General features: G+C 64.4%; 19 protein-coding genes. 2 read left to right on the forward strand and 17 right to left on the reverse strand.

All coding sequences use genetic code 11. From position 1 onward, the window contains the following. Positions 1-25: 25 nt before the first annotated feature. The 15 genes from ftsA to coq7 all read right to left on the reverse strand — a co-directional run bounded on the left by ftsA (position 26) and on the right by coq7 (position 17,354). Positions 26-1,258 (reverse strand): cell division protein FtsA, encoded by a 1,233-nt coding sequence (gene ftsA / locus F3J17_RS32670; RefSeq protein ID WP_027817993.1) that lies wholly within the window; start codon positions 1,256-1,258, stop codon positions 26-28. A gap of 27 nt (positions 1,259-1,285) precedes the next feature. Next, on the reverse strand, positions 1,286-2,041 hold the full coding sequence (locus tag F3J17_RS32675; protein WP_167069447.1) for a cell division protein FtsQ/DivIB: 756 nt from the start codon (positions 2,039-2,041) through the stop codon (positions 1,286-1,288). Between the two features lie 58 nt (positions 2,042-2,099). Then, on the reverse strand, positions 2,100-3,053 hold the full coding sequence (locus tag F3J17_RS32680) for a D-alanine--D-alanine ligase (RefSeq protein WP_167069449.1): 954 nt from the start codon (positions 3,051-3,053) through the stop codon (positions 2,100-2,102). A gap of 5 nt (positions 3,054-3,058) precedes the next feature. Continuing rightward, positions 3,059-4,453, reverse strand: coding sequence for a UDP-N-acetylmuramate--L-alanine ligase (gene murC / locus F3J17_RS32685; RefSeq protein ID WP_167069451.1), 1,395 nt, complete (start codon positions 4,451-4,453; stop codon positions 3,059-3,061). Beyond that, complete coding sequence (gene murG, locus F3J17_RS32690; RefSeq protein ID WP_167069453.1) at positions 4,450-5,565, reverse strand: undecaprenyldiphospho-muramoylpentapeptide beta-N-acetylglucosaminyltransferase; 1,116 nt, start codon at positions 5,563-5,565, stop codon at positions 4,450-4,452. The genes murC and murG overlap by 4 nt, the downstream gene beginning before the upstream one ends. Further along, positions 5,562-6,845, reverse strand: a complete 1,284-nt coding sequence (ftsW, locus tag F3J17_RS32695; protein ID WP_167069455.1) for a putative lipid II flippase FtsW — start codon at positions 6,843-6,845, stop codon at positions 5,562-5,564. Before ftsW ends, murG begins: the two co-directional genes overlap by 4 nt. Beyond that, on the reverse strand, positions 6,842-8,362 hold the full coding sequence (gene murD / locus F3J17_RS32700; protein WP_167069457.1) for a UDP-N-acetylmuramoyl-L-alanine--D-glutamate ligase: 1,521 nt from the start codon (positions 8,360-8,362) through the stop codon (positions 6,842-6,844). Before murD ends, ftsW begins: the two co-directional genes overlap by 4 nt. A 43-nt stretch (positions 8,363-8,405) precedes the next feature. After that, positions 8,406-9,575, reverse strand: coding sequence for a phospho-N-acetylmuramoyl-pentapeptide-transferase (gene mraY / locus F3J17_RS32705; protein WP_103707214.1), 1,170 nt, complete (start codon positions 9,573-9,575; stop codon positions 8,406-8,408). A gap of 19 nt (positions 9,576-9,594) precedes the next feature. After that, a complete protein-coding gene (gene murF, locus F3J17_RS32710; RefSeq protein ID WP_167069459.1) occupies positions 9,595-11,007 on the reverse strand; it encodes a UDP-N-acetylmuramoyl-tripeptide--D-alanyl-D-alanine ligase in 1,413 nt (470 codons plus the stop codon). After that, positions 11,004-12,578, reverse strand: coding sequence for a UDP-N-acetylmuramoyl-L-alanyl-D-glutamate--2,6-diaminopimelate ligase (locus F3J17_RS32715; protein ID WP_167069461.1), 1,575 nt, complete (start codon positions 12,576-12,578; stop codon positions 11,004-11,006). The genes murF and F3J17_RS32715 overlap by 4 nt, the downstream gene beginning before the upstream one ends. Further along, entirely contained in the window at positions 12,575-14,494 is a 1,920-nt protein-coding gene (locus F3J17_RS32720; protein WP_167069463.1) for a penicillin-binding protein 2, read from the reverse strand. Before F3J17_RS32720 ends, F3J17_RS32715 begins: the two co-directional genes overlap by 4 nt. Beyond that, positions 14,491-14,853: a cell division protein FtsL gene (gene ftsL, locus F3J17_RS32725; RefSeq protein WP_167069465.1), complete on the reverse strand. Its 363-nt coding sequence runs from the start codon at positions 14,851-14,853 to the stop codon at positions 14,491-14,493. The genes F3J17_RS32720 and ftsL overlap by 4 nt, the downstream gene beginning before the upstream one ends. Next, positions 14,850-15,803, reverse strand: a complete 954-nt coding sequence (gene rsmH, locus F3J17_RS32730) for a 16S rRNA (cytosine(1402)-N(4))-methyltransferase RsmH (RefSeq protein WP_167069467.1) — start codon at positions 15,801-15,803, stop codon at positions 14,850-14,852. The genes ftsL and rsmH overlap by 4 nt, the downstream gene beginning before the upstream one ends. 18 nt (positions 15,804-15,821) lie before the next feature. Beyond that, on the reverse strand, positions 15,822-16,250 hold the full coding sequence (mraZ, locus tag F3J17_RS32735; RefSeq protein ID WP_158951449.1) for a division/cell wall cluster transcriptional repressor MraZ: 429 nt from the start codon (positions 16,248-16,250) through the stop codon (positions 15,822-15,824). 411 nt (positions 16,251-16,661) lie between these two features. Then, positions 16,662-17,354: a 2-polyprenyl-3-methyl-6-methoxy-1,4-benzoquinone monooxygenase gene (gene coq7 / locus F3J17_RS32740; protein WP_167069477.1), complete on the reverse strand. Its 693-nt coding sequence runs from the start codon at positions 17,352-17,354 to the stop codon at positions 16,662-16,664. A gap of 361 nt (positions 17,355-17,715) precedes the next feature. Here coq7 and F3J17_RS32745 point away from each other — a divergent pair, with 361 nt between their 5' ends. Continuing rightward, complete coding sequence (locus F3J17_RS32745; protein WP_167069469.1) at positions 17,716-18,891, forward strand: porin; 1,176 nt, start codon at positions 17,716-17,718, stop codon at positions 18,889-18,891. Positions 18,892-19,059: 168 nt separating this feature from the next. Here the strand turns inward: F3J17_RS32745 and F3J17_RS32750 are convergent, their stop codons facing one another. Beyond that, positions 19,060-20,733, reverse strand: a complete 1,674-nt coding sequence (locus F3J17_RS32750) for a long-chain fatty acid--CoA ligase (protein WP_167069471.1) — start codon at positions 20,731-20,733, stop codon at positions 19,060-19,062. Between the two features lie 149 nt (positions 20,734-20,882). Further along, the gene (locus F3J17_RS32755) at positions 20,883-22,961 is read right to left on the reverse strand and encodes a molybdopterin oxidoreductase family protein (protein WP_167069473.1); all 2,079 of its coding nucleotides are present in this window, start codon (positions 22,959-22,961) and stop codon (positions 20,883-20,885) included. Between the two features lie 190 nt (positions 22,962-23,151). On the opposite strand from F3J17_RS32755, the gene F3J17_RS32760 reads away from it, so the two are divergent. Beyond that, the gene (locus F3J17_RS32760; RefSeq protein WP_167069474.1) at positions 23,152-24,345 is read left to right on the forward strand and encodes a M20 aminoacylase family protein; all 1,194 of its coding nucleotides are present in this window, start codon (positions 23,152-23,154) and stop codon (positions 24,343-24,345) included. Positions 24,346-24,599 lie beyond the last annotated feature (254 nt).

The raw sequence follows: 24,599 nt of genomic DNA on the forward strand, positions 1-24,599 counted from the left end.
CTGTCGATAACGCGTTTTATTCCCGTCAGAAGTTGCCGAGGAACCAGTCCTTCATCCGCGTGAAGACCTGACCCATCGACCCCGACTGCACCGCGACCTTGCGACCGCGCATACGCTGCGCGCGGCCTTCCACGAGCAGACCCATCGCCGTCGAATAGCGCGGATTGCGCACGACGTCGGCGAGACCGCCCGCGTATTCCGGCACGCCAATGCGCACCGGCTTGAGGAAGATGTCTTCGCCAAGCTCCACCATGCCCGGCATCATCGCGGCGCCGCCCGTCAGCACGACGCCCGAACTGAGCAATTCCTCATAGCCCGACTCGCGCACCACCTGCTGCACGAGCGAGAACAACTCTTCCACGCGCGGCTCGATCACCGCAGCGAGCGCCTGGCGTGACAGCGTGCGCGGACCGCGCTCGCCAAGGCCGGGCACTTCGATCATTTCGTCCGGATCGGCGAGCGCCTGCTTCGCGATGCCGTAGCTCACCTTGATGTCTTCCGCGTCCGGCGTCGGCGTGCGCAGCGCCATGGCGATGTCGCTCGTCACCTGGTCGCCGGCGATCGGAATCACCGCCGTGTGACGGATCGCGCCTTCGCTGAAGATCGCGATGTCAGTCGTGCCGCCGCCCACATCCACCAGCACCACGCCGAGTTCTTTCTCGTCGTCGGTGAGCACCGCCAGCGACGACGCCAACGGCTGCAAAATCAGATCGTTCACTTCGAGGCCGCAGCGGCGCACGCACTTCACGATGTTCTGCGCCGCGCTCACCGCGCCGGTGACGATATGCACCTTCACTTCCAGACGGATGCCGCTCATGCCGATCGGCTCGCGCACATCTTCCTGACCGTCGATGATGAATTCCTGCGTGAGGATATGCAGCACCTGTTGATCGGTCGGGATGTTGATCGCCTTGGCCGTTTCGATCACGCGCGCAACGTCCGTCTGCGTGACTTCCTTCTCCTTGATGGCGACCATGCCGCTCGAGTTGAAGCTGCGGATATGGCTGCCTGCGATGCCGGTGAACACATTAGTGATCTTGCAGTCAGCCATGAGTTCCGCTTCTTCGAGCGCACGCTGGATAGACTGCACCGTGGCCTCGATGTTCACCACCACGCCCTTCTTGAGACCTTTCGATTCGGCCTGGCCGAGGCCGATCACCTCGTAGTGGCCATCGCTCTTCATTTCGGCGACGACGGCCACCACCTTCGACGTCCCGATGTCGAGGCTGACCAGCAGATCCTTATAGTCTTTACTCATATCGTGCTCGTTGCGTGTGATGTGCTGTTACTTCTTGCCCGGGCCGGGCGTATCGCTAATGAAGCGCATGCCCGCCGCCCGAATCGCAAAACCGTTCGGATAGCGCAGATCCGCATATTCGATGTCTTTCCCCCAACGTTGCGTGAGCGCCGACCACGCGGCGGTGAGGCGATGCGTGCGTTCCGCGAGCGTGTCCGCGTTACGCTCGCGACCGAGTTCCACCTGCATGCCGTTCGAGAGCTTCACCGTCCACGCGTAGCGCGGCGTGAGCGTTACTTCGTCCGGCTCCAGACCGAGCGGCGCAAACCACTTCACGAAGTCGCGATAACGCGCGACGACTTCGGGCGCGGTGCCGTCCGGGCCATCGAACGCGGGCAGATCTTCATCCAGTTCGCCCTGGTTCGCCGTGAACAGTTCGCCGTCCGTACTGACCAGCTGATCGCTGCCCCAGGTGCCGAGCGGCTTGTACTCTTCGAGCGACACCGCCAGCGCATTCGGCCAGACGCGGCGCACGCTCGCGTGGCGCACCCACGGCATCTGCTCGAACGCGGCGCGCGCGGTGTCGAGATCGACGGTGAAGAAGTTGCCCTTCAAACGGCCGACCACGCTAGCGCGCACCGTAGGCGCGTTGATGTGCTCGGTGTCGCCTTCGATGCGGATTTCGCGCAGCGTGAAATTCGGCCGCTGCACCAGCCAGTAGCAGCCGGCCACCAGAAGCGCGAGCACGAGCAGCGCGTGCAACGCGTTGGCGGCGAGGTTGAGCTGGCGTACGTTATTCCACATGTCGGCGTTGGTTCAATGCGGTCGAGTCGATCTTTACGGCGAGTTCAGTCGTTCGGGTTCAGTCTTTCAGCGTCAGCGCCAGCACGCGCACCACGAGATCGCGGTACTCGATGCCCACCGAGCGCGCGGCCTTCGGCGGCAGCGAGTGATCGGTCATGCCAGGCGCCGTGTTCACTTCGAGGAAATACGGGTTGCCTGCTGCGTCCATCATGAAATCGGCGCGGCCCCAGTCGGTGCAGCCGAGCACGTCGAACGCGCGGCGCGCGAGCTTCTTCAGTTCCGCTTCTTTCTCGGGCGCGACGCCGCAGGGAATCAGATACTGCGTCGTGTCGAGGATGTACTTGGCGTCGTAGTCGTAGAACTCGCCCGCCGGCACGATCTTGATGATCGGCAGATCGAGATCGCCCGCGACGCAAGCCGTGAATTCGCCGCCGCCTTCGATGCTCTTTTCCACCAGCACGATCTTGTCGTGCTTCGCGGCTTCAACAATCGCCGGCACGAGATCGGCTTCGGTCTTCACCTTGATGACCGCCACGCTCGAACCTTCGCTCGCGGGCTTAACAAACAGCGGCAGGCCGAGCTTCGCGACGATGCCGGGCGCGGCGGCAGCATAGTCGTCGCCGCGCAGCACCGCGACGAACGGCGGCGTTGGAATACCCAGTTGCTGCCACACCAGCTTGCTGCGGAACTTGTCCAGACCGAGCGCCGAGCCGAGCACGCCCGTGCCCGTATAACGGATGCCGTAAAAGTCGAGCGCGCCCTGGATCTGGCCGTTTTCGCCATAGCCGCCATGCAGCGCGTTGAACGCGCGCACGAAGCCTTCGTCCTTGAGCGCCGACAGCGGACGCTCGGACGGATCGAACGCATGCGCGTCGATGCCCGCGCTTTGCAGCGCCTGAAGCACCAGCGAGCCGGACTTGAGCGACACTTCGCGCTCGGCGGACACGCCGCCCAGCAGGACCGCCACCTTGCCAAACTGCTTCGGATCGAATTTCGGATCGATGCTGCTCATGTCACTTACGCCTTTTGTTCCTGTTGCGCGATCCGACCCGGCACACCGCCGATCGAACCCGCGCCCATCGTAATCACCACGTCGCCGTCGCGCACCACTGCGGCCAGCGCGTCCGGCATCTCGTCCACTGTCTCGATAAACACCGGCTCGACCTTGCCCGCCACGCGAATCGCACGCGCCAGCGCCCGGCCGTCCGCCGCGACGATCGGCGCTTCGCCTGCCGAGTACACGTCGGTCAGCACCAGCGCATCGGTCGTCGACAGCACGCGCACGAAATCTTCGAAGCAGTCGCGCGTGCGCGTGTAGCGGTGCGGCTGGAACGCGAGCACGAGACGACGGTCCGGGAACGCGCCGCGCGCGGCCGCAATGGTCGCCGCCATTTCCACCGGATGGTGACCATAGTCGTCGATCAACGTGTAAGTGCCGCCGCCGTTGACCGGAACTTCGCCATAACGCTGGAATCGACGGCCCACGCCGTTGAATTCGGCCAGCGCGCGCTGGATGTCTTCATCCTTCACTTCGAGCTCGGTCGCAATCGCAATCGCCGCGAGCGCGTTCTGCACGTTGTGATCGCCCGGCAGGTTCAGCACGATATCGAGCGGTGCTGCATCTTCGCGCATCACCGTGAAATACATTTTTCCGTCGCGCGCGACCGCGTTGACGGCGCGCACCTGCGCGTCAGGCGCGAAGCCGTAACGGATGATCGGCTTCGACACGAACGGCAGGATTTCCTTCACGTTCGGATCGTCGACGCACAGCACGGCGATGCCGTAGAACGGCAGACGGTGCGTGAATTCGATGAACGCCTGCTTCAGGCGCGCGAAGTCGTGCCCGTAGGTGTCCATGTGATCGGCGTCGATGTTCGTGATGACTTCGATCACCGGGAAGAGATTCAGGAACGAGGCATCCGATTCGTCGGCTTCCGCGACGATGAAGTCGCCCGTGCCCAGACGCGCATTCGCGCCCGCGCTGATCAGACGCCCGCCGATCACGAACGTCGGATCGAGTCCGCCCGCCGCCAGTACGCTCGCCACCAGCGACGTAGTGGTGGTCTTGCCGTGCGTGCCCGCGATGGCGATGCCTTGCTTCAGGCGCATGAGTTCCGCGAGCATCACGGCGCGCGGCACGATGGGAATGCGGCGATGGCGCGCGGCCAGCACTTCGGGGTTGTCGCTGCGCACGGCCGTGGACACGACCACGGCGTTCGCGCCTTCGATGTTCTCTTCGGCGTGGCCGATCGCGATGCGCGCGCCGAGCGCCGCCAGGCGGTCGGTGACCGCGCTCTTCGCGAGGTCCGAGCCGCTCACGTGATAACCGAGATTGACGAGCACTTCGGCGATGCCGCTCATGCCCGCGCCGCCGATGCCGACGAAATGGATGTGTTTGACGATGTGTTTCATTGCTTTCCTCCCGCTACTACGCCCGCCGCGGCCGCGCAGATGCGCGCGACCTGTTCGGCGGCGTCGGGTTTTGCGAGCGCGCGGGCGCGCTCTGCCATTTCTGCCAGCGATTGCCGGGTTTGCTGCTTGAGCCAGTCTGCGAGCGCGTCTGCCGACAACTCGCGTTGCTGCACCACGCGCGCCGCGCCCTCTTGTGCGAGGAACGCCGCGTTGGTGGTCTGGTGATCATCCACCGCATAGGGGAACGGCACGAACAGCGCCGCCACGCCCACCGCCGCGATTTCCGCCACCGTCATCGCGCCCGAGCGGCAGATCACCAGATCTGCGTTTTCGTAGGCGCTCGCCATATCGTCGATGAAGGGCACGAGTTGCGCCGCCTCTCCACCCTCACCATCTTCGATACCGGCTTCACGATAGTTCTGACGCAAGGCGTCGATATGCTTCGCGCCCGCCTGATGCACGACCAGCGGACGTTCTGCCGGCGCGAGCTTCGCCAGCGCGCGCGGCACGACTTCATTGAGCGCTGCCGCGCCGAGGCTGCCGCCCACCACCAGCACGCGCAACGGGCCGCTGCGCTGCGCGTAGCGATCCTTCGGTTGCACGACGTGTTCGAGTTCGGCGCGGATCGGGTTGCCGGTCCACTCGCCGTTGGGCAGTGCGCCAGGAAACGCCACCAGCACGCGCTTCGCGAGCTTCGCCAGCACCTTGTTGGCGAGACCCGCGATCGAATTCTGTTCGTGCAGCACCAGCGGACGGCCCGACAGCGCGCTCATCACGCCCGCCGGGAACGTGATGTAGCCGCCCATGCCGAGCACCACATCGGGCTTCACGCGACGCAGCGCCGAAAGGCTCTGCGTACACGCTCGCAGGAGGTTAACGGGCAACATCAGCTTGGTCTTGAGGCCTTTGCCGCGAACGCCGCCAAAACGCACGTATTCCATCGCGATGCCGTGCTTCGGCACCAGCGTCGCTTCCATGCCTGCCGGGTTGCCGAGCCACACCACGCGCCAGCCCCACTCCTGCATGCGATGCGCGACGGCGAGGCCCGGGAACACATGTCCCCCGGTGCCGCCGGCCATCACCATCAGGGTGCGCGTCTGCGGAGCGGTCATGCCTTGCCCCCGCGCATCAACACGCGATTTTCATAGTCCACACGAAGCAACAGCGCCACCGCAATACAGTTCAGCAAAATGCCCGATCCGCCGTAGCTCACCAGCGGCAGCGTCAGGCCCTTGGTCGGCAGCAGGCCGAGGTTCACGCCCATGTTGATGAAGGCCTGCGCGCCAAACCACACGCCCAGACCCTTGGCGACCAGACCCGCGAAGGTGCGGTCGAGCGCCAGCGCCTGACGGCCGATTTCGAACGAGCGGCGCACGATCCAGTAGAACAGCAGGATCACGATCATCACGCCAACAAAACCCAGTTCCTCGCCGATCACGGCCAGGATGAAGTCGGTATGCGCTTCGGGCAGATAGTTGAGCTTTTCGACGCTGCCGCCCAGACCCACGCCGAACCATTCGCCGCGCCCAAACGCGATCAGCGAGTGAGTCAGCTGATAAGCCTTGCCCTGCGCGTAGCGGTCGTCCCACGGATCGAGGTAAGCGAAGATCCGCTCGCGACGCCACGGCGAGAGCCACACCAGCATCGTGAAGGTGCCCACTGCGGTGAGCACAAGGCCGCCGAACAGCTTGCCGTTCACGCCGCCGAGGAACAGCACGCCCATCGCAATCGCGGCGATCACCATGAACGCGCCCATGTCGGGTTCGAGCAGTAGCAGCGCGCCCACCACGCCGACGGCAAACGCCATCGGCAGGAAGCCCTTCGCGAAGCTGTGCATGTATTCCTGCTTGCGCACCGTGTAGTTCGCCGCGTAGATCGTCACGGCGAGCTTCATGATTTCCGACGGCTGCATATTGGTGATGCCGAGCGGAATCCAGCGCCGCGCGCCGTTCACGCCCTTGCCGATGTGCGGAATCAGCACCACGACGAGCATCGCCAGCGCGATCAGAAAGAGCTTGGGCGCGTAGCGCTCCCACACCGAAACCGGAATGCGGAACGCCACCACGGCGGCAACCGCGGCGACCACGAGCGACACCAGGTGGCGCGCGAGAAACGCCCAGTCGCGGTACGAAGCGTACTTGGGCGAATCGGGCATCGCGATCGACGCCGAATAGACCATGACCACGCCGAGTCCCAGCAGCGCGATCACCGCCCACAGCAGCGAGTAGTCGTAATCGAGCATGCGCGAGCGCCCAGGGCGCGCGCCGTTGACCGCGCTCGAAATCCCGCCCACGCGCGCGCTGGACGAGCCTAGCGAGGTGCTGTGATGATCAGAGGCTCCGCCGCTCGCTTCGCGAGACAGGCGCGCGCCGAATCGTTCGGACCAGCTCATATCGTCGTCCCCCGTTCTGCGGCGATGGCCTCGACCGTGTCGTGGAACACGGCGGCGCGATGCGCATAGCCCTTGAACATGTCGAAGCTCGCGCACGCGGGCGACAGCAGCACGACGTCGCCGGGTTCGGCGAGCGCGGTGGCCGCGTGCGTGGCGTCTTCGAGCGTGGCGTGATCGGTGAGCGCGATGCCGGTGCCTTCAAGCGCGGCGCGAATCTTCGGCGCATCGCGGCCGATCAGCATGACCGCGCGGCACCAGCGCGCCACGGGCGCGGCGAGCGGATCGAAATCCTGGCCCTTGCCGTCACCGCCTGCGATCAGCACCGCGCGCTGCGCGAGGCCGTCGAGCGCTGCGACCGTCGCGCCTACGTTGGTGCCCTTGCTGTCGTCGACAAAATCGATGCCGTCGATCGAGGCGATCAGTTCGACGCGATGCGGCTCGCCGCGATAGTCGCGCAGGCCGTGCAGCAGCGCGGCGGGCGACAGGTCGATGGCACGCGCGAGCGCGAAAGCCGCGAGCGCATTGGCCGCGTTGTGCAGGCCGCGAATGCGCAGCGCGTCGACGGGCATCAGGCGCTTCATGCCGAGATTGACCGGCGCGGCGTCCAGCTGTTTGCGGCGGCGCGCCGAAACCGGTTCGTCGATGGCGTCGCGGTCGTGCGCCTGCACGAGCCACTGCATGCCGTTGTCGCGCGAGAGACCGAAGTCGCCGTCGCGCTGCGGTTCATTGACGCCGAACGTCACCACGCGCGCGTCACCGCTGTTCTTCACGCGCGCAAGCGACATCACGCGCGCGTCGTCGCGGTTGAGCACGCGCACGGTCTGCGCGCCGAAGATGCGGCCCTTGGCGGCGGCGTAGGCGTCGAGACCGCCGTGCCAGTCAAGGTGATCCTGGGTGATGTTGAGCACCGTCGCCGCGTCGGGTTCGAACGAATGCGCCGTCTCAAGCTGGAAGCTGGAGAGTTCGAGCACCCAGACGTCGGGCAGTGCGGTGTTGTCGATGGCTTCAGCGAGCTTGTCGAGCATGGCCGGGCTGATGTTGCCCGCCACCGCCACGGTCTTGCCCGCGCGCTCGCAGAGCATGCCGGTGAGGCTCGTGGTGGTGGTTTTGCCGTTCGTGCCGGTAATCGCCAGCACCTTCGGCGCGTAGCCGCTTTCGCCCAGATGACGCAGCGCCTGCGCGAACAGTTCGAGTTCGCCCCAGACTTCGATGCCCTGCTCGCGCGCAGCGGCGATCAGCGGCACGAGGTCGTCCGCCAGCGGCGACAGACCAGGACTGATCGCGACGATCTCCACGCCTTCGAGCAGCGCCGTCGAAAATGCACCGCCGACGAAGTTCGCGGCATCGATGCCATGTTTGGCGAGTTCGGCCAGACCGGGCGGCGTCTCGCGCGTGTCGGCAATGCGCAGGCGGCAACCTTGCCGCGCGCACCAACGCGCCATCGCGAGACCCGATTCGCCGAGTCCCAGCACGAGCACCATCGGCTTTTGCCGATCCCGAAACTTCTCGCCAAACATTGCTTGCTTTCCTAAAGAGGCAAAGTGAATTACGTCGTGTCGATCAACGCAATTTCAGCGTCGACAGACCGATCAGGCACAGCATCAGCGTGATGACCCAGAAGCGCACGACCACCTGCGTTTCCTTCCAGCCGGACAGTTCGAAATGGTGATGTAGCGGCGCCATCTTGAAGATGCGTCGTCCTTCGCCATAACGCTTTTTCGTGTACTTGAACCAGGTGACCTGCAGCATCACGGACAGCGTTTCCGCCACGAAAATGCCGCCCATGATGAAGAGCACGATTTCCTGACGCACGATCACGGCGATGGTGCCAAGCGCGCCGCCGAGCGCCAGCGCGCCCACGTCGCCCATGAACACCTGCGCGGGATACGTGTTGAACCAGAGAAACGCCAGCCCCGCCCCGCCCATCGCCGAGCAGAAGATCAGCAGTTCGCCCGCGCCTGGAATGTGCGGGAACAGCAGGTATTTCGAATAGACCGAGCTGCCCATCACGTAGGCGAACACGCCCAGCGACGCGCCCACCAGCACGACCGGCATGATGACGAGACCGTCGAGGCCATCGGTGAGGTTGACCGCGTTGCTCGCGCCAACGATCACGAAGTACGTGAGCGCGATAAAGCCCCACACGCCCAGCGGATACGTCATCGACTTGAGGAACGGCAGCAAGAGGTCGGCGCGCGCGGGCAGACCCATCGACAGACCGCTGCGCACCCAGGCCATGAAGAGGTCGAACACGCGCACGTTGTTCGCTTCAGACACGCTGAATGCGAGATACACCGCCGCGAACAAACCGATCACCGACTGCCAGAAATACTTTTCGCGCGACGACATCCCGCGCGGATCCTTGTAGACCACCTTGCGATAGTCGTCGACCCAGCCGATCGCGCCGAAGCCGAACGTCACCAGCATCACGATCCAGATGAAGCGGTTCGAGAGATCGCCCCACAGCAGCGTGGCCACGGCGATGCCGAGCAGAATCAGCACGCCGCCCATGGTGGGCGTGCCGGATTTCACGAGGTGAGTCTGCGGGCCGTCCGTACGCACGGCCTGACCAACCTTCATTTCGGTGAGCTTGCGAATGACCCAGGGCCCGAGAAACAGACCAATAGCCATCGCGGTGATGGTGGCCATCACCGCACGAAACGTCAGATAACTGAACACGCGCAAGAAGCTTGCGTCATTCTGCAGCCATTGCGCCAGCGCCAGTAGCATGCCTTGATTCCTTGGAAATTCAGTGCGCGCCGGACGCTGCGTCCGGTGCGGTGGGTTGCGGGTTCGTGAGAGCGGCTACGACTCGCTCCATCTGCATGAAGCGCGAGCCTTTCACGAGAATCGTGGCGCCGGAGCCGTAGCCGGCGCCGGCGAGCGCGCGAACCAGCTCGCTGACATCGGCGGCATGCAGCGCTTTCGCGCCGAATGCTGCCGAGATGTCGCGTGCTGCCGCGCCAAGCGTGTACAGCGCGTCGATGCCGCGCTCCTGCGCATAAGCGCCCACCTCGCGGTGAAACGCCGGGCCGTTGTCGCCGACTTCGCCCATATCGCCGAGCACCAGCACGCGCGGCGAGTCATGCGAAGCGAGCACGTCGATAGCCGCGCGCACGGAATCGGGGTTCGCGTTGTAGGTGTCATCGATCACCGTAGCGCCCGCAAGTTCCGCAAGCGCCGCGCGTTTTACCTGCAAACGGCCTTTTACCGGCTCGAACGCTTCGAGACCGCGGCGGATCGCTTCGAGCGACACGCCGGACGCCAGCGCCGCTGCCGTCGCCGCGAGTGCGTTGTGGGCGTTGTGCGCGCCGAGCACCTTGAGTTCGATTTCGAGGTGGCCTTCGGGCGTGGCGACCGCGAGACGCGAGCCGATGAGCTTGCCCGTCACCGCCGCATCGACCGCGCGTTCATCGGTATGCAGCGCGAAATCGAGAATCTGCGAGCCGGTTGCGGCCACGCGCCAGATGCCCGCGTACGCGTCGTCGGCGGGGAAAACGGCCGTGCCTTCGGGCTTGAGCGCGTGAATCACGCTCGCGTGTTCGAGCGCGACGGCTTCCACCGTCGCCATGAATTCCTGGTGTTCGCGCTGGGCGTTGTTCACCACGGCAACCGTCGGCTCCGCGAACTTCGCGAGCAGCTCCGTTTCGCCAGGATGATTCATGCCGAGTTCGACTACGGCCAGCTGATGCGCCGCGCTCAGACGCAGCAGCGTCAGCGGCACGCCGATGTCGTTGTTCAGGTTGCCCGCCGTCGCCAGGCGCGCGTCCTCGCCCACCGCAGCGGCGAAGATCGACGCGATCATTTCCTTGACCGTGGTCTTGCCGTTGCTGCCCGTGACGGCCACCAGCGGCATCGAGAAACGACGACGCCAGCCGAGCGCGAGCGCGCCCAGCGCCGTGCGCGTGTCGTCCACGCGCAGCGCGGGAATGCGCCAGTCGCCAGGGCTGCGCGAGACGAGCGCGGCGCTCACGTGACGGCCCGCCACTTCGGGCAGGAAGTCGTGCGCGTCGAAACGGTCGCCCTTGAGCGCGACGAACAGATCGCCGGGGCCGGTCGTGCGGCTGTCGGTGGAGATGCGCTCGAAGGTCGCGTTCTCGTCGCCGAGAACGCTTGCGCCGGGAATCAGCGCTGCCGCTTCGCGCAGGGAAAGCATTGTCATTCACCGCCTCCGCGCCCATGCCGATCGGACGTCGGACGGGCTGCGAGGGCAAGGCGCGCGTGATCCTGATCGGAGAACGCGCGTTTCTTGCCCATGATTTCCTGGGTTGCCTCGTGCCCCTTGCCGGCCAGCACGATGACGTCTTCTTTGGCCGCGCCGCGCACGGCCTGCAGGATCGCGCTCGCGCGGTCCTCGATGCGGCGCGCCTTTTCCGGCTCGCGCATGCCGCCGACGATCTGGTCGATGATCGTGGCCGGCGTTTCGCTGCGCGGGTTGTCGCTCGTCACGACGGTTTGATCTGCCAGACGCTCGGCGATCGCGCCCATCAGCGGGCGCTTGGTGGCGTCGCGGTCGCCGCCGCAGCCGAACATGCAGATCAGCCGGCCGCCACGCGCCGCCGCGATCGGGCGCAGCGCGTCGAGCGTCTTTTCGAGCGCATCGGGCGTGTGCGCGTAATCGATCACGACGAGCGGCTCGTCCTGATCGACGCGGCCGCCCAGACGTTCCATGCGGCCGTTGACCGGCTGCAGCTTGCCGATTTCGTTGAGCGCGGCGAGCAGCGGCACATTGGCCGCCAGCAGCGCGCCCAGCACGCCGAGCAGATTGCTGACGTTGAAGAGGCCGAGCGTCTGCACTTCGATATTCGCTTCGCCCCAGTCCGACGTTTCCAGATGGAACGCGGTGCCGGTTGCGGTCGCGCGCACGTCCTTCGCGCGCAGCCAGGCGTCGGCGACGGGTGCATCGGCGGCGGGCGTTTCCACGCCGTAGGCAATCGTGCGCGCCGTGCCGCGCGTCGCGGCGATCAGGCGACGGCCCGCGGCATCGTCGGCGTTGATGACGGCGGCGCGCAGGCCCGGCCACGCGAACAGACGCGCCTTCGCAGCCTCATAGGCTTCGAAGGTGCGGTGATAGTCGAGGTGGTCCTGCGTGAGATTCGTGAAGACCGCGATGTCGAACGACGTGCCGTTGACGCGGCCCTGATGCAGCGCGTGCGACGACACTTCCATCGCCACCGCCTGCGCGCCCTGCTGTCGCAGTTGCGCGAGCGAACGCTGCAGTTGCGGCGCATCGGGCGTGGTGAAACCGGTGTGCACGAGCTGGCCGACAAAGCCGCTGCCCAGTGTGCCGACGATCGCGCACTTCTGGCCAATGGCCGTGAGCGCCGATGCGATCCACTGGCTGCACGAGGTCTTGCCGTTGGTGCCGGTCACGCCGACCACGAGCATCGCGTCGCTGGCGTCGCCGTACCAGCCGCTGGCGATTTCGCCTGCGAGCACGTCGAGTTGCGGCACGGCCAGCGCGTTCTGCGCCTGGCTGAAATCGAACGAACCGGCATAGCCTTCCGGCTGATACAGCACGGCCGCCGCGCCGCGCGCAAGCGCGGTTTCGATATGCGAGCGGTTGTCCGCGCCTTCGACGGCGTAGGCGAGAAATACATCGCCCGGCTGGAGCGAACGGGTATCGGCGTGCAGATTGGCTGCGGGCGTGGTCGGCGCAACGCGCGCGCGCAGCCACGCGAGGGCGTCCGCGATCTGCCGGTGCGCGGGATGCTGGGTGCGCGTGGCGCTCATCGGACGACTCCGGGTCGGGTTTTGGCGTTATCGGCCACGGTCATGTGGTGCGCGGCGGACGGGCTCTTGACGGCGCCGGCGTTGGCGACGCGCTTCGCGGGCGCGGCTTTCGGCGCATTCGAAGGCGTATTCGACGTCGACGGCGCATTGGCGACCGCCGTGGACGAAGCGCTGTCGTCGGACACGACGAGCTGCTTGACCGGCATATCGGGCGGCACGTTGAGCGAGCGCAGCGTATCGCCGACGATGCCCGAGAACACCGGACCCGACACCGCGCCACCAAAGTGGCTGCCTGCGGTCGGTTCATCCACCGTTACGGCGACGACGATGCGCGGGTTGGGCATCGGCGCCATGCCGACGAACGACGCGCGATACTTCGAGCGGTCGTAGCCGTGCGGGCCGTGCTTGTACGCCGTACCGGACTTGCCGCCCACGCGGTAGCCGGGCACGGCCGCATCCGGCGAAGTACCCTGCTTCGACACCACGCTTTCGAGCATCGTGCGCACTTCGCGCGCGGTCGTAGGCGCGAACACCTGGGTGCCGACCACCGGTTGGTCGTCGCCCGGATGGCGGAAGATCGACACCGGCAGGATCTGGCCGTCATGCGCGATGGCCGTGTAGGCGCGCGCCAGCTGGAACAGCGACACCGACAGACCGTAGCCGTACGACATGGTCGCCTGCTCGATGCGACGCCAGCTTTTCCACGGACGCAGACGCCCAGGCGCCGCGCCGGGGAACCCGACCTTCGGCGCTTGCCCGAGACCGATGCTGGTGTACATGTTCCACATTTCTTCGGGCCGGAGCGTCATCGCGATCTTGGTCGCGCCAATGTTCGACGACTTCTGGATCACGCCGCCCACCGTCAGCACGCCGAAACCGGCGTCGTCGGTAATGGTCGCGCCGTCGAGGGTGAAGTGGCCCGCGCCCGTATCCACCAGTGTAGTCGGCGAGACGCGGTGCAAATCGAGGGCCAGCGACACCGTGAACGGCTTCATGATCGAGCCCGGCTCGAACACGTCCGTCAGGATGCGGTTGCGCAACTGCTCGCCGGTCAGGTGCGAGCGATCGTTCGGGTTGTACGTGGGATAGTTGACGAGCGCGAGCACTTCGCCCGTGCGCACGTCCACCACCATCGCGGCGCCCGCCTTGGCCTTGAACTTCTCGACCGCGGCCTTCAGGTTCGAATACGCGATGTATTGAATCTTGCTGTCGATCGACAGTTCGACGTCCTTGCCATCGTGCGGCACGACGGTTTCATCCACATCTTCGATGATGTGGCCCATGCGGTCCTTGATGACGTGGCGAATGCCCGGCACGCCCGCCAGAATCTTCTGGTCGGACAGTTCCACGCCTTCCTGGCCCTCGTCTTCCACGTTGGTGAAGCCGATCAAGTGGGCCGTGACGTCGCCTTCCGGATAGAAACGTTTGTATTCGTTGCGCTGATAGATGCCCGGAATGTCGAGCGCCGTGATCTGCTGCGCGACGTCGAGCGGCACCTGACGCTTCACATAGACAAAGGTTTTGTCTTCCGAGAGCTTCGCGCGCAGGTCTTTGCTCGACATGTCGAGCAGCTTGCCGAGCTGGTTCAGCTTGTCAGCGCCGAGGTCGTCGGGCACGGCTTCTGGGATCGCCCAGATGGCGCGCACGGGCAGGCTCGTCGCGAGCACGAGGCCGTTACGGTCGAGAATCTTGCCGCGCGTGGCGGGCAGTTCGATGGTGCGCTGATAGCGGCTTTCGCCCTGCTTCTGATAGAAGGCGTTGCCCGGTCCCTGAATCCAGAACGCACGCGCGGCGAGCGCGACGAACGCCATGAACAGCATGAAGACGACGAGCTTCGAGCGCCACATCGGCAGGCGCACGGAGAGAATCGGATTGGCGCTGAAGGCGACGCTCTTGCGGCTGTTGCCCTTTTTCATCGCGTGCCTCCACGGCGGCCGTTGGCGCTGGCCGGGGCCGACGCCGTTGCAGGCGCGGAAACAGGCACAGGCGCGTCCACTGCGGTGGCCGCGCCCGGTGCGAGCGTCAGGTATTGCGTGCGTCCGGTCGTCACGGGCTGCATCTTGAGCGAATCGGTAGCGAGCTGTTCAACGCGCGACGTCCGTGACAGCGCGCTCTGCTGATATTGAAGCTGTGCGTAGTCCTGCTGGAGCTGACGCTCCTGCGACTGCGCGCGTTGCAACTGGATGAAGATCTGCCGCTGCTGATTGGTGGCGTTCACGACTGACAATGCGCAGCCCATGACGACGATCAGCAGGAAGATGTTCAGGCGATTCATGGCGTGATGCGCTCCGCAATGCGCATCACGGCCGAACGGGCGCGCGGGTTCGCCGCGACTTCTTCGTCGCTGGCGAAAACGCGTCCGAGCAGCTTCAGGGGCGGGCTGGGCAGATCGACGGCGCGGATCGGCAAACGGCGATCGATTGCCGGCGTCGTGGCATTAGCCTGCATGAACCGCTTCACGATCCGGTCTTCCAGCGAATGGAAGCTGATGACCACGAGCCGCCCCCCCTGTTCCAGCAACGACAGTGCTGCTTCTAGAACGACCTGCAGCTCCGCAAGCTCTTGATTGACGTGAATCCGTATAGCTTGAAAGGTGCGGGTTGCCGGGTCCTTACCCTTCTCACGGGTTTTGACGGCGTTAGCCACGATTTGGGCAAGCTCGCCCGTGCTGTCGAGAGGCCCGAGACGGTCGGACTCTGCCCGGCGAGCAACAAGCGCCTTTGCAATCTGAAAAGCAAACCGTTCTTCCCCATAATCTCGAATCACCTCCGTCAGTTCCTGCAACGTGGCCCGCGCGAGCCAGTCGGCAGCGGACTCGCCGCGCGTCGGGTCCATCCGCATGTCGAGCGGACCATTGGCGCGGAAACTGAAGCCGCGCTCCGGGTCGTCGATTTGCGGCGACGACACGCCCAGGTCCAGCAAAATCCCCGACACACGCCCTACCCCGCGCTCCGCCATGGCGTCGCGCAGTGAAGCAAAACTTTCGTGCACGATCGAGAACCGCGCGTCGCCCACCTGTTCGGCGGTGGCGATCGCCAGCGGGTCCTTGTCGAACGCGATCAGCCGGCCGCTTTCCGCCAGCCGGCCGAGCACGGCGCGGCTGTGGCCGCCGCGCCCGAACGTGCCGTCCACATAGACGCCGTCCGCGCGCGTGACCAGCGCATCGACCGCTTCATCGAGCAGCACCGTGCGATGCTGCAATCCTTGTCCCATCGCAGATGCCATAGCGTTTTTAACCCGCGATCAGAACGTGAAATTCTTCAAGGCGTCGGGCATGCCCTGAGCCATCGCCGCCTGTTCCTTCGCGGCGTAGGTCTGCGCATCCCACAACTCAAAATGACTACCCATGCCAAGCAGCATGACTTCCCTTTCCATTCCCGCTGCAAGACGTAATTCAGGTGAGACGAGCACGCGGCCCGCGCTGTCGACATCGACGTCGGAAGCGTTGCCGAGAAAGATGCGGCGCCACCAGTGCGCGTCCATCGGCAAGGCGGCGACTTTGGCGCGGAACACTTCCCATTCGGGGCGCGGAAATAGCAACAGGCAGCCGTCCGGGTGCTTGGTGATCGTCACCCGGCCTTCTGCCTGTTGTTGCAGCGCGTCCCGATAGCGAGACGGAATCGACATCCGTCCTTTCGCATCGAGTGTCAGCGCCGACGCCCCCTGGAACAATTTGCTCCCCTCTCGCGGCGTCGTTCGCCGCCCGTCTAAATCTCAGGAAATTTACCCGAATACATCTTTGAAATCACACAAAAATACACTTTCTCACACTGTCTCCCACTTTAGAGGAAGGCCTTTCGAGGGTCAAGGTGGGCTGCACGTTTTTTGACGAAATTTATCCGCTAGAACAAGGACTTAGCGGCGCCTGTTCAAGTCAGCGTTAAAACCAAAAAACGTTATGAATGAACGAGCTAACGCAGGTTGTGAAGGTGATACGTGAAATGCGCGGTGAAAAGCGCGATGGTGCGGGGGCTTGGGAGGGATTTAACCGGGCGGTTGAAGGCGGTGAAAGACGTGGTGAAAGCGGTTCAAACAGCGGACCGGCGAAGCATACCGGTCCGCGTGAGCATCTCAAAGTAAAGCTTAAATATAGTAGGCGGTGCGGGTCATCACTTTCGATGCCGCGCGCATGAGCGAGCGCACCGGCAGCGGCAGTTCGATACCGCCGAGATCCGTGGCCGACTTCGCGTGAGCGATCTCGTCGGTACGCATCTGCTCGACGATCGCACGCGATTCGAGGTCGGCGGGCGGCAGCGCGTCGAGGTGACTGTCCAGGTGATGCTCGACCTGGCGCTCGGTTTCGGCCATGAAGCCCAGGCTCACCTTGTCGCCCAGACGCCCCGCCGCGAGACCGATCGCCAGCGCCCCCGCATACCAGAGCGGATTGAGCAGGCTCGGACGCGAATCGAGCGCTTCCAGACGGCGCGCGGTCCATGCGAGATGGTCCTCTTCCTCGCGCGCGGCCTGCTCGAACGAGGCCTTGAGCGTGGGCGAGCGCGTCGCGAGTTTTTGCGCCTGATAAAGCGCCTGCGCGCAGACTTCGCCGACGTGATTCACGCGCATCAGGCCGGCGGCATGCGAGCGCTCGGCGGCCGTGAGTTCGCCGGGCAGCGAAGCCGCGCCGGAGCCACCCGTGGCGAGCGCCGCGTCGGCGGTCGCGACCTGAGCGGACACGGCGTCGGGAGACGGTTGCGGCATCGGCCGCGACATGCGCGACACGCCAGTGATCGAACGCAGACCGCGATCGAATTCGGTAATCAAGTCGTCAAACATCATCCAGCCTTCCTCCATGCGCACGGCGAAACGGGTCGAAACGGGCCACATGAATGGCCCGCTCGAATGGACCGCCTGAAGCGCCGCTCAAAGGCCGACCGACCGGCCGTTCAACGTCGCTACAGGAACACGCGCAGGCCCGTCAATAAGGGGCTGCGCCGATATCCAGGCGCATATTCTAGACCATGTTGTGTAAACGAAACAGGTACTTAGGTGCACCTGGCTTTTCCTTTGTGGCCCCTAACCCTTTTGTTACATTACATGCCAACTTCTCGCGAAGTTAGCAGGCAAGGCCACCGCAAGACAAATAAATAGGCCTTGTTAAAAAGACGCATAAGAGCAGTAAAACACTGGAGATCATTCAATGAAGAAGTCGCTTCTCGCGCTCGCCGCGATGGGTGCGTTCGCGGGCGTCGCCCACGCTCAGAGCAGCGTCACGCTGTACGGCATCATCGACGAAGGTTTCAACATCAACACGAACTCGGGCGGCAAGCACCTGTACAACCTGTCGAGCGGCGAACTGCAAGGCAGCCGCTGGGGCCTGCGCGGTGCTGAAGACCTGGGCGGCGGCCTGAAAGCGATCTTCGTGCTCGAAAACGGCTTCGACGTGAACAACGGCAAGCTCGGTCAAGGTGGCCTGTTGTTCGGCCGCCAGGCGTATGTCGGCCTGAACAGCGCGCAGTTCGGCTCGGTCACGCTGGGCCGCCAGTACGACTCCGTGGTTGACTACGTCGGTCCGCTTGAAGTGGGCGACCAGTGGGGCGGCTACATCGCCGCTCACCCGGGCGACATCGACAACTTCAACAACGCGTACCGCACCAACAACACCGTCAAGTTCACCAGCGCGAACTACGCTGGCCTGACGTTCGGTGGCACGTACAGCTTCGGCGGCGCGGCTGGCGACTTCTCGCACAACCAGATCTGGTCGCTGGGCGCTGGCTATAACAACGGCCCGCTGGTCCTCGGCGTCGGTTATTTGAACGCGCGCACGCCGGCAGCTTCGGGTGGCCTGTTCAACAACAGCGGCACCACAACGGCAGCCAACGCCGCCGTGACTTCGTCGGTCTACTCGGGCTTCACGTCGGCCAATACGTACCAGGTGATCGGCGCAGGCGGCGCGTACACGTTCGGCGCAGCCACGTTCGGCATCACGTATTCGAACATCCGCTTCGCGAACCTGGGTTCGACCTACGCGCTGGCCGCCTACAAGGGCCAGTCGGCAACGTTCAACAACGCCGAAGTCAACTTCAAGTATCAGTTGACCCCGGCACTGCTGATCGGCGCGGCCTACGATTACACGCGCGGCGTGTCGATCAACGGCGGCTCGCGTGCCCAATATCACCAGGGCGCAGTGGGCGTGGACTACTTCCTGTCCAAGCGCACCGACGTCTACATCACGGGCGTCTACCAGCACGCACTGGGGGACACGATCAATGCCGCTGGCGAAACCGTCGCAGCCACGGCAAACATCAACAACCTCACGGGTTCGTCGAACCAGAACCAGTTCACGGCGCGCGTCGGCATCCGTCACAAGTTCTAAGAAAAACAGCCGTTTCAGTCTCAAAGGCGCCTTCGGGCGCCTTTTTTCTTTTCTGCGCGCCTGTTGTCGGCGCCGAACAACGAACGCGCCCAAAGCAAGAAAAAGAAAGGCCCACCCTTGCGGGCAGGCCTTCTCGATTCTTAGGCGAGGCGCCGTGGCGCCTGGTGCTTACGCGCGACCGTCGCGCAGTTCGCGGCGCAGGATCTTGCCGACGTTGCTCTTCGGCAGGTCGCTGCGGAATTCGATGAGCTTCGGCCGCTTGTAGCCCGTGAGCTGCGTCTTGCAGTACTCGAACACGTCCTTGTCGGTGAGCGCCTGATCCTTCTTGACGATATAGAGCTTCACCGCCTCGCCCGAATGCTGGTCGGGCACGCCCACCGCCGCCACTTCGAACACGCCGGGCAGCTTCGCCACCACGTCTTCGACTTCGTTCGGATAGACGTTGAAGCCCGACACCAGAATCATGTCCTTCTTGCGATCGACCAGCTTCACGTATCCGCGCGTATTCATCACGCCCACATCGCCGGACTTGAAGAAGCCGTCGGCGGTCATGACCTTCGCCGTCTCTTCCGGACGCTGCCAGTAGCCCGCCATCACCTGCGGACCGCGAATGCAGATCTCGCCCGCTTCGCCCACCGGCAGTTCGTTGCCGCTATCGTCACGAATCGAGATTTCCGTGGACGGCAGCGGCAGGCCGATGGTGCCCGTGTATTCCGTCGCGGTGGTCGGATTGCAGGTGACGCTCGGCGAGGTTTCCGACAGACCGTAGCCTTCGACGATCGGCGTCTGCGTGCGCTCGTACCAGCGTTTGGCCACGGCTTCCTGCACCGCCATGCCGCCGCCATTGGCGACCAGCAGATGCGAGAAGTCGAGCTTGTCGAAATCCGGATGGTTGAGGATCGCGTTGTAGAGCGTGTTGACGGCCGGGAACGTCGTGATCGAATAGCCGTGCAGTTCCTTGATCATGCCCGCGATGTCGCGCGGGTTCGGAATCAGCACCGCGAGGCCGCCCGTGCGCATCGTCAGCAGACCGCAGACGGTGAGCGCAAACACGTGATACAGCGGCAGCGCCGCGACCGTCACCGCCTGCGTGCCCGCGGGCAGGCGCGCAAGCGCGGGCTCGGTCCACGCCGCCGATTGCAGGACGTTGGCGATCAGGTTGCTATGCAGCAGCGTCGCGCCCTTCGACACGCCGGTCGTGCCGCCCGTGTACTGGAGGAAAGCGACGTCGCTGGGCTTCTGTTCGACGGGCTTGAAGCTGGCGCGCGCGCCGGCCGCGAGTGCGTCGTTAAATTTGACGTGGCCCGGCAGGCTCCACGCCGGCACCATCTTCTTCACGCGGCGCACCACGAAATTGACGATGAAGCCCTTCGCGCCCAGCAGATCGCCCATCGACGCCACGACGACGTGCTTCACGCGCGTCTGCGCGATCACGGCTTCGAGCGTGTTGGCGAAATTCTCAAGAATGATGATGGCTTCCGCGCCGCTGTCCTTGAGCTGATGCTCCAGTTCGCGCGGCGTGTAGAGCGGGTTCACGTTCACCACCACGTAGCCCGCACGCAGTATCGCGGCGAGCGCGACCGGGTACTGCAGCACGTTCGGCATCATGATCGCGATGCGCGCGCCGCGCTCGATGCCGCGCGACTGGAACCACCCCGCGAGGCGCTTCGATAGATCGTCGAGCTGACCGTAAGTGATCGACTTGCCCATGCACGCGAACGCGGGCTTCGAGCGATTGGCGTTGAAGCTCTCCGTGAGCAGCGCCGTGATGGACGCGTATTGGCTCGCGTCGATTTCCGCGGGCACGCCGGGCGGGTACGATTTCAGCCAGACTTTATCCATGCGGCGTCTCCTCCTCAGGTATTTTTCGAATGGTCGTGCTAAAACGCCGATCGTAGCACGCGCCCTGCGCTTTTCTGCCGCGAATCAGCGAGTTAGAAAGCCCCCTCGAAATACGCAGGGGGACGATTTTTCTGTGACAGGTTAAGGGTTTACGCGCGCTCGACTTCGACGAGGCAGTCGTAGAACGTGGCCGAGCCGCCCAGATCGGTGAGCGCCTGGCTGGTCACTTCGTTGGCGTTGCGGCCGTCCGGCGCGAGCTTTTTCCACCAGATCGACAGACCCACGACCAGGCCTTCGCGCGCGCGTTCGGAGACGCGTGCGCGTGCCTGCATCGAGCCGCGATCGTTGAAGATGCGCACCTGATCGCCATCCGCGATGTTGCGGTGAGCGGCGTCGGCGGGATGGAGATCGACGTGCGGTTCGCCTTCGGTTGCGCGCAGGCTTTCGACATTCACGAAGGTGCTGTTCAGGAAGTTGCGCGCGGGCGGCGAGATCATCGCGAGCGGATAACGCGCGGCTAGTTCGGGCGCGTAATCGGCGGATTCGTACGGCGGCAGATAGTCGGGCAGCGGATCGAGACCGGCCTGCGCCAGCGCTTCGCTATAGAACTCGCACTTGCCCGTGGGCGTGCGAAAACCGCCGTTGGCGAACGGCGCATCGGCGATATCGAGTTTGATCCACGCGTTGTCCTTGAGCGTCGACCAGCCCGCGCCGTTGAAGGCGGGATCGCTCCAGTCGAATGCACGGGCAGCCACTTCCTCGTCGCTTTCGAACAGCGCGGGTTCGGTCAGCCCCATCGCGCGCGCGATCGAGCGGAAGATTTCCGTGTTCGGGCGCGCTTCGCCCACCGGCGCAATCGCAGGCAAATTCGCCATGACGTGCGTGTGGCCGTAGGACTTGTGGACGTCCAGATGCTCAAGCTGGGTCGTGGCGGGCAGCAGCAGATCGGCGTAATCGGCGGTGTCGGTCTGGAACTGCTCCAGCACGATCGTGAAGAGGTCCTCGCGCGCGAAGCCTGCCGCCACTTTCGCCGAATCGGGCGCAACCGCGACCGGGTTCGAGTTGTAGACGATGACCGCTTCGATCTTCGGGCCGAACCTAGCGTCGCCCATGTTGGTGAGCGCGTCGCCGATCTGGTTCATGTTGACGATGCGCGGCTGATGCTTCGGCCAGCCAGGAATCAGGTCGGGACGCTGCAGCGCGTTCGCATCGACCGGCGCCCAGCCCGACGACGACAGCAGCACGCCGCCCGCACGGTCGCGCCATGCGCCCGTCAGCGCGGGCAGGCAGGCAATCGCACGCACCGCGTTGCCACCGCCGCGCACGCGCTGCAGGCCGTAATTCATGCGGATCGACGCTTTGCGCGTGGACGCGTAGAGGCCCGCAAGATCGACGATGGTCTGTTCATCGATGCCGCAGATCTGCGCCACACGCGCGGGCGTGTAGGTGAGCGCGCGCGCCTTCAGTTGCTCGTAGCCATGCGTGTGGGCAGCGATGTAATCGTGATCGAGCCGGTCTTCGGTGATCAGCACGTGCATCATGCCGAGTGCAAGCGCGCCATCGGTGCCGGGCTTCGGCGCGATGTGCTGATGACACTTTTCGGCCGTCAGCGAGCGATAAGGGTCGATCGCGATGAGCTTCGCGCCGTTGCGCTTCGCTTCCTGCGCGCGGGTCCAGAAATGCAGATTCGAGGCGATCGGATTCGCGCCCCAGATGATGATCACTTCGCTTTCGGCGAAATACTCGGTGAGCATGCCGAGGCCCGCGCCGTAGGTATAGCGCAGGCCCGCCGCGCCCGCCGCCGCGCAGATCGTGCGATCGAGCCGCGACGCGCCGAGCTTGTGGAAGAAGCGCTGCGCGATGCTGTCGCCCTGCACGAGGCCCATGGTGCCCGCATAGCTGTACGGCAGGATGGCTTCGGGCGCGCGCTGCGCAATCTCGCTCAGGCGCGTGGCCGCGATTTCGCAGGCTTCGTCCCAGCTGATCGGCTCGAAACGCCCTTCTCCCTTGGCGCCGACACGCTTCATCGGCTGCGTCAGACGCTTGGGATGGTGCACGCGTTCGGCGTAGCGTGTGACCTTCGTGCAGAGCACGCCTTGGGTCGGCGCATGGTCGGGGTCGCCGCTCACTTTGATCGCCCGGCCATTTTCGACGGTGACGCGCATTGCGCAGGTGTCGGGGCAGTCGTGGGGACAGACTGCGCGGGCAAATTCGGCTCGGGCGTTCATGGGATTTGTGTGGCTAAGGGCTATCAATGGCGTGATTTTATTATGTTCGGCGTGCGCTGCCGCGGCGTGCCCGGACGCTTGCTGCGAAAAAAAAGCTTGAGCGTAAAATGGCCAGACCATGCCCGCTGTCAGAAGCAGTGGGCACTCCTATTCTGCGCATAGTGTGCAATGCGCCAGCCACGAGTCAGCCATGAAACTGATCCCGGAAATCCAGGCCGCCCAAGGCGAAATCCAGGGCCTACGACGAACGATCCACGCCCATCCCGAACTGCGCTACGAAGAGACCCGCACTTCCGAGCTGGTAGCCTCCAAGCTCGCGGAATGGGGTATCGAAGTGCATCGAGGGCTGGGCAAAACCGGCGTCGTCGGTGTGCTCAAACGCGGCAACGGCACGCGCTCGATCGGACTACGCGCCGATATGGATGCGCTGCCGATTCAGGAACTCAATACCTTCGACCATCGCTCGCACAACGACGGCAAGATGCACGCGTGCGGACACGATGGCCATACGGCGATGCTGCTGGGCGCGGCGCAATATCTCGCGCAGCATGGGCAGTTCGACGGCACAGTGGTGTTCATTTTCCAGCCCGCCGAGGAAGGCGGCGCGGGTGCCAAGGCCATGATCAAGGATGGCTTGTTCGAGCGCTTTCCCGTCGACGCGGTATTCGGGATTCACAACTGGCCTGGCATGCCGGCGGGTGTCTTCGGCGTGACCGAAGGGCCGATCATGGCGTCGAGCAACGAGTTTCGTATCGATATCAGCGGGGTTGGCTCACATGCCGCGCTGCCGCACAACGGGCGCGACCCGGTCTTTACGGCGGTGCAGATCGCGAATGGGCTGCAAAGCATCATCACGCGCAACAAGAAGCCACTGGATACCGCGGTGCTGTCGATTACGCAGATTCATGCTGGCGATGCCGTCAACGTCGTGCCGAATACAGCATGGCTTGCGGGCACGGTGCGGACATTTACGACGGAAACGCTCGATCTGATCGAAGCTCGCCTGCGCAAGATCGCCGAAAACACCGCCGAGGCGTATGACTGTTCTGTCGAAGTGAGTTTCCTGCGCAACTATCCGCCGACGGTGAATAGCAGTGCGGAAGCGCAGTTTGCAGCGGAGGTGATGCGGGAAGTCGTGGGCGACGATCGTGTCGACGACAAGGTCGAGCCGACCATGGGCGCCGAGGACTTTTCGTTCATGCTGCTGGAGAAACCAGGCTGTTATGCGTTTCTCGGTAATGGCGACGGCGGGCATCGTGATGCCGGGCACGGCGCTGGACCTTGCATGCTGCATAACGCGAGCTATGACTTCAACGATCAGCTGCTGCCGGTTGGTTCTTCGTACTGGGTGAAGCTCGCGACGAAGTTTCTCGCGCAGCAGTGAGGTGTGCGCTGCGTGGTTGCTGGAATGCAAAAAGCCGTCCCTTGGGGACGGCTTTTTCTTTGGCGCATCTTTTCGCACGCCTGTTTTCAGCGCGTAAACGCCAGAACCCCGGTTCTCTTGCGGAGATACCGGGGTTCTGGACTTGCAGCATAAGGAGCCTGACGATTACCTACTTTCACACGGGCAATCCGCACTATCATCGGCGTGGAGCTGTTTCACGGTCCTGTTCGGGATGGGAAGGGGTGGGACCAGCT

The sequence above is a fragment of the Burkholderia sp. Ax-1719 genome, assembly GCF_011753055.1.
Classification (GTDB): Bacteria; Pseudomonadota; Gammaproteobacteria; order Burkholderiales; family Burkholderiaceae; genus Paraburkholderia.